The organism is Desertibacillus haloalkaliphilus (assembly GCF_019039105.1).
Lineage (GTDB): Bacteria > Bacillota > Bacilli > Bacillales > KJ1-10-99 > Desertibacillus > Desertibacillus haloalkaliphilus.
Genome location: NZ_JAHPIV010000105.1, coordinates 1 through 451, shown reverse-complemented (window position 1 = coordinate 451; position 451 = coordinate 1). Strand labels below are relative to the sequence as shown.

General features: G+C 35.3%; 1 pseudogene. It reads left to right on the top strand.

The window, feature by feature from the left end:
• Positions 1 to 211: pseudogene (locus KH400_RS21060) on the top strand (cyclase family protein); the annotation flags it as partial.
• Between the last annotated feature and the right edge of the window lie 240 nt (positions 212 to 451).

Here is a 451-nt window from a genome sequence, read left to right as displayed (position 1 = left end):
TGTACAAGCAGAGGATTATAAAAGTAATCCTAGACCAGATGTATTATGGGCTGCCCATTTTGTAGGGAAAGAAAAAGAATACTGTCAAATTGAAAAACTAGCAAACTTAGATCAATTACCTCCTTATGGTTTTAAAGTCTCTGTCTTTCCAGTCAAAATTAAAGGTGGTAGTGCTGGCTGGACGAGAGCTGTGGCAATTATAGAAGAGTAAAAGAAAAGTAGAGTAATTTTCCCGCACAACTGTGAGATTCTCGTACAGTTGTGCGGGGAAATTTGTTTAAAACACGTTTTATTGAACATACGATTTGGTGGAAATACATTATTTTGTCCTATTGGTTTACACGTGTACAAAATTTACACACTGTTAATGGTTGATTTGTCTTGAAAACGGACAATTTGCAGATGACTAACCTTCTAAGTCTATAACTAAAGGGATTATACGGCTTTAAAA